The sequence below is a fragment of the Algoriphagus boritolerans DSM 17298 = JCM 18970 genome, from assembly GCF_900108085.1.
Taxonomy (GTDB): Bacteria; Bacteroidota; Bacteroidia; order Cytophagales; family Cyclobacteriaceae; genus Algoriphagus; species Algoriphagus boritolerans.
In genome coordinates, this window is sequence record NZ_FNVR01000011.1 from 72,950 (window position 1) to 78,066 (window position 5,117).

5 protein-coding genes are annotated in these 5,117 nt (G+C 40.6%); all 5 read right to left on the minus strand.

What is annotated here, in order from left to right:
* Nucleotides 1-201: 201 nt before the first annotated feature.
* Nucleotides 202-501: a type II toxin-antitoxin system RelE/ParE family toxin gene (locus C4S61_RS11420; protein ID WP_103924931.1), complete on the minus strand. Its 300-nt coding sequence runs from the start codon at nt 499-501 to the stop codon at nt 202-204.
* Nucleotides 483-713, minus strand: a complete 231-nt coding sequence (locus C4S61_RS11425; RefSeq protein ID WP_103924932.1) for a hypothetical protein — start codon at nt 711-713, stop codon at nt 483-485. The genes C4S61_RS11420 and C4S61_RS11425 overlap by 19 nt, the downstream gene beginning before the upstream one ends.
* A gap of 253 nt (nt 714-966) precedes the next feature.
* Complete coding sequence (locus C4S61_RS11430) at nt 967-1,581, minus strand: DUF4468 domain-containing protein (protein WP_103924933.1); 615 nt, start codon at nt 1,579-1,581, stop codon at nt 967-969.
* Between the two features lie 191 nt (nt 1,582-1,772).
* Nucleotides 1,773-2,618 (minus strand): abortive infection family protein, encoded by an 846-nt coding sequence (locus C4S61_RS11435; protein ID WP_103924934.1) that lies wholly within the window; start codon nt 2,616-2,618, stop codon nt 1,773-1,775.
* Between the two features lie 43 nt (nt 2,619-2,661).
* Entirely contained in the window at nt 2,662-4,677 is a 2,016-nt protein-coding gene (locus C4S61_RS11440) for an alpha amylase C-terminal domain-containing protein (protein WP_103924984.1), read from the minus strand.
* Nucleotides 4,678-5,117 lie beyond the last annotated feature (440 nt).

Below are 5,117 nucleotides of genomic sequence, written 5' to 3' on the forward strand. Positions count from 1 at the left end.
AAGTGGAATAGAAGGGCTTTGGATCGAATTGTAAATTCGAAAAGATAGAAGGGTAGGACAAGGCGTAAAGAATTCCGACAGTGATCGGAATTAGCCTTGGGTCAGTCCCGACAATTGTACGGTGGCAGGGCGGGCAAATTACAGCTAGAGTAAATTTGCACTTCAAGGGCACTACGCTTAGGAATAGTGATTGATGGAATATTATTTGATTTTCAGATCATCCGGATTTTGTCTGGTATCCCACACTGTATGCACGATGATCTCTTCAGCTCTTAATTCATAGAAAAGAATAAAGTCCCTTACAATAATTCCTCGCACTGAATCCAATTCAGTTTCGATTCCCATTTCAGGATTTTTGGACACTAATAGTAGAGTTTTATTGAATTCGCGATAAAGTTTTTTGGAGTAAGTGGAGCTTTTATTCCGATGAGTATAAAAATCCAGAATTTTAAAAAGTTTGATTTTGGCCAAATTTGACCAAATCAGTTTTCGTCTGCCCATTTCTCAAATTCTTCATCTAGTTGATCTTGAGTAATAAAAATTCCCTGATTAATCTGCTCTTGCGATTGCTTGATTTCGGCACGCTGTTCTACGGTCAGACTGATCACAGCGGATTTGGTGTCCAAAATGGTTTTAATTGCTTCCAGAAAATTGGAGTCATTGATTTCGGAGATTCGTTGGATGAGGTGCTTTTTAAGATCTAGAATAGTCATAGATTTTAATGTTTGACTTAAATTTATGGAAAAATTCAACGCCTAGGTCGCAGAATTTTTGAGATTATCCGAATTACAAATTCGAAAGGATAGGAGGGTGTAATTGCAAATTACACCCAGCGTCAAAAGAACTTCAATGCTAAAAGAAGTAGACTACGCTTAGAGGGGGGGTGATAATTATTCTTGGTAGAAATATAATTTTAATATGAAATTAGAATTATACTATTTTATTTAAGTAAATATAGCATCTATTTCACCAATCGTCTTTGGCCGTTTCACTTGAAATCACCCCTTCGCGAATTGATCTTTCTAGTTCAGCTAGTTCCAATTCTACTCTCTGATGTGATTTAGCAAAAGCTTGTCCGTGAAAGTTTTTCTCTCCTCCTTTAGGGTTGAATGGGTAAGTATTAGTAATTGGATATTTAGAAGGGTACATATTACCATCCATGTCATAGCTTTTCACATCGTATTCAGTTAACGTAAGAATTGCACGGCATCTTCCTTCTTTGATGTCAATTCGTAAGATATGAACTGCACTAAAAACTCTCGTAACGAGTCCACTGCCACTATGAACATTAGGATAAATGCCTTTGCCTATAATTCTACCTTCAACCTCATTTTTTTCTTGGATGACAGAGTTTGCATCACCATATTTGGTAATAAAATAGCTTAGGGCTCTATCATAGATTTCTTTTTCAGATAAATTTAGATTTTCAATTATGTTTACATAGGATATATTTCCAGAATTATCCACTTCGTACAAGCCTTGAATTTCCTTCAATTGAGTAGATGTTTTTGAGGTTTGTGCATGTGAAATATGGCAAAATATTGTTATAAAAATCCCGAATATAAAAGATGTAATTTTCATAGATTTGTCTAATTTTTATTTGATATAATATTTAATAAGTTTTATTTAATCGGAATATTTAAGAAGCTTGGATAAAGAAAGTGGGATTGGGTGAAGTTGCAAACTCACCCAGCGCCAAATTGGACTTCAAAGCTTAAAAATGTAGACTACGCCGAGTAGTGGGGAATGTACCAATTATTTTTTTTAGTATATTAAAATTTCAAATCTTGCCAATCTGTATTATGCTCCTTGTGATTTTTTCCAAAATTATTTTCAAGTGCCTCAATAAATTTAATAGTACTTGAAATATTATTAAAAATTAATATGCTTTCCTCATAATTTAATATTGGATTATCGTGAGCAAAACTTTTATTGTTTCGAATGTCATTAAACGAATCCAGATTACTAATTGAAGTTTTTAGTATCCTTTGAGACATCTCTGATTCTAAATTATTTTTTGATATTAAAAACTTAACATATTTGCCAAAAATACTGTGTAAAGCTTCTTCTTGATCAAAATCAATTTTATGTTTTTTACATAGTTCTCGAATATATTTCATCACAAAAGTATGCAATCTGTCTAATGCAATTTCAGGGAGATTCTTTTCGATACTATCCTTAATTGATTCTGAAAGCTTTTTAAAATCGATGTCATCCGTATTTGGCCGAATAGCATTAATATTATTTACAATATTTCCTTTTAATCTTTCAGTTATTTTTAGACACTCTTTATGTAATGATACCTTTAACTCAAATTCGTCATTGTCAAAATTATACCAAGAGCTTGCTTTTTGCTCTTTTAGATGTTCCAAATGATAATTTAATACTTCAGTCAGAACTTTTCCAACGGTGTAGTCGTCTTCAACCTTCATGAATTGGCGAAACCGATTTGCTTTTGAATTTGATGCAAAATGATATTTTGAATCTTCAATGTCTAAATCAGCTGTTTCGGAAATGAATTCTCTAAAAGTCCTGTCACTAAAATTTGAGACATAACCAGAACCCATTTCCAAAAATTTTTCAATCTTGGTTTTTTCTTGTATTTTAATTTCAGCCATGAGATTAAATTAACTATTGAATGAAGAGATTGCTTGAACTTTTTCACATTTTCCTCCCCATCACCATCACCACCCGATTTGGCACATACAATAGCACCTGTTGGTCTTGATCTGTGTGATAAGTGATGGTTTTATCCAAGCGCTCGAAGCCGCCGTAGATTTTTTCATCGGAGTTGAGCAGGATCTGGTAGCTGCCTGCCTCTGGTACGCGGATCGGGAAACCGAAATAGGACTCAGTAGGATGGAAGGAGAAAACGAAGATTAATCCACCCCGCTCGTAAGCCAGAATCTTCTTATCCGGATCGAGGTGGAGTTGCACTCCGGGAGCCGAGGCAAGAAGTTGGTAGTCTTTGGCGAGCTGGATCATGGCTTTGTCCCAGAGATCGAGCTGCTGATAGCGCAGTAGGGGATCGTCGACCAGAGACCATTGGCGACGGGCGTATTGGTAGCTCCAGTCATTGCCCAGTCGGGGGAAGTCTACCCACTCAGGATGCCCAAATTCATTGCCGATAAAGTTCAGATAACCTTCGCCACCCAGCGAAAGGGTGATCATGCGGATCATTTTATGGAGAGCGATCCCTCGATCGACGACGAGATTTTGCTCCAGCACGGTCATGGAAAAGTACATTTCCTTGTCCATGAGCCAGAAGGCGATGCTTTTGTCCCCTACCAGCGCCTGATCGTGGCTTTCGGCATAGGCGATGGATTTCTCCAGTTTGGGTCGATTGGTGAGTTCGTGCCAGAGCTCAAAGAGGTCCCACTGCTCGTCCAGTTTGTGCTTCAGCGTCTTGATCCAGTAGTCGGGAATTCCCATGGCCAGACGGAAGTCGAAGCCGATACCTCCGTCTTCGACTTTGCGGCAGAGTCCCGGCATACCGCTCACTTCCTCAGCGATGGAAAGCGCTTTTGGGTTCAAAGCATGGATGAGTGTGTTGGCGAGTTGGAGATATAATAAAGCGTCCTCGTCCACGCCATCGTCGAAGTATTTCTCCGCCGAATCAAAGGACACCAGGCCGTGATGATTGTATATAATGGAAGTGGCCCCATCGAAACGGAATCCGTCAAAGTGGAACTCCTCCATCCAGTAGCGGATATTGGACAGTAGAAACTGCTGCACTTCCCATTTGCCATAGTCGAAAAGCTTGGAGTCCCAGCCTTCGTGGTAGCCTTTTGGGCCGGGGTGGAAGTACTGATGGTCGCTGCCGTCAAACTCGTTGAGGCCTTCGTTGACATTTTTTACTGCATGGGAATGCACGATGTCCATGACCACGGCGATGCCCATGCGGTGAGCCGTGTTGATCAGGGACTTGAGCTCTTCTGGCGTCCCAAATCGTGACGAGGGTGCAAAGAAATTAGAAACGTGATAGCCAAAGGAACCGTAATACGGGTGCTCCATCACGGCCATGAGCTGGATGGCATTGTAGCCACCTGCTTTGATTCGGGGGAGAATCAGCGTTTCGAACTCTTTATAGGTTCCGACCTTTGCCTCTTCCAAAGCCATGCCCACGTGTGCCTCATAGATCAGGGGCATCTTGGCGGCTTCTTCGAGGGAAAAGTTTTGATCCGACCAAGTATAAGGTTGTGGCTCAAACCAGAGTTGGCCGGCGAAATCATGGGTTTCTTTGTCCTGAACTACCCTACGGATGTAGGCCGGAATCCGGTCCAGATCGGTGTCATTGGCTCCGATTACCCGAACTTTGATTTTGCTTTGATGAATAAACGTGTTTTTGTAGTCCTCGTAAGGAAGAAAAATCTCCCAATTGCCCCGGGAACTGCTTCGTAAAGGATGGGAATTTCGGTTCCACCGGTTAAAGTCTCCCATGAGGAAAAGTGCTTTGGCAGCAGGAGCCCATTCCCGATAGACCCATCCCTTTCGCAGCTTGTCGAAGTGTACGCCATAGAATTCATGCATCCGAGCAAACTCGAGGATGCTGCCGGAGAAGTCGTTGATCGCTCGAATGGCGCTTTGGTAGTTTTGAAAGCGCTTTTCGATTTTGGGTTCATAGGCCTCCAGCCAGGGTTCGTCAACTACCAGATTTAACTTTTTTAGTTCCTTCACAAAAAGTGGTTTTATGATTATAAGGCAATCGAGCACGACCTACAGTCATCCTTTTAGATGATAAAAGTTATACAAGATTCCATACGGCCTTGAACAAGAATTTACAATTGTATGAAATGCCCATGCGAAAGGCTTCTCACACAGAGTGATGATTATCCAGGGCATTCCATGTGGCAATTCAAAATCAAATTATAAACACATGAAATTAGAGAAATTTGGGTGGAAAGGAAGTAGGGAAGAAAAAGTTTCACCCCTTCGGGGCTAAAACATTTAAGTCAATCGTTTTACCACGGGCTGCACCCGCGGTCATGAAAAGTTAGGCTCCTTTGGAGCTGGTTTTCTCCTCAAAAACTGTGGTTGAAATTTTTAAAAGAAACTTAGGTGGTAGCTGTCGGCTTTGGCTAGGCAAAAGATCCGAAGGATCGCTACTCATCATGACC

Coding starts and splice junctions, on each gene's coding strand:
- C4S61_RS11430 (WP_103924933.1), bottom strand. CDS start 1,581: ATGAAAATTACATCTTTTATATTCGGGATTTTTATAACAATATTTTGC.
- C4S61_RS11435 (WP_103924934.1), bottom strand. CDS start 2,618: ATGGCTGAAATTAAAATACAAGAAAAAACCAAGATTGAAAAATTTTTG.
- C4S61_RS11425 (WP_103924932.1), bottom strand. CDS start 713: ATGACTATTCTAGATCTTAAAAAGCACCTCATCCAACGAATCTCCGAA.
- C4S61_RS11420 (WP_103924931.1), bottom strand. CDS start 501: ATGGGCAGACGAAAACTGATTTGGTCAAATTTGGCCAAAATCAAACTT.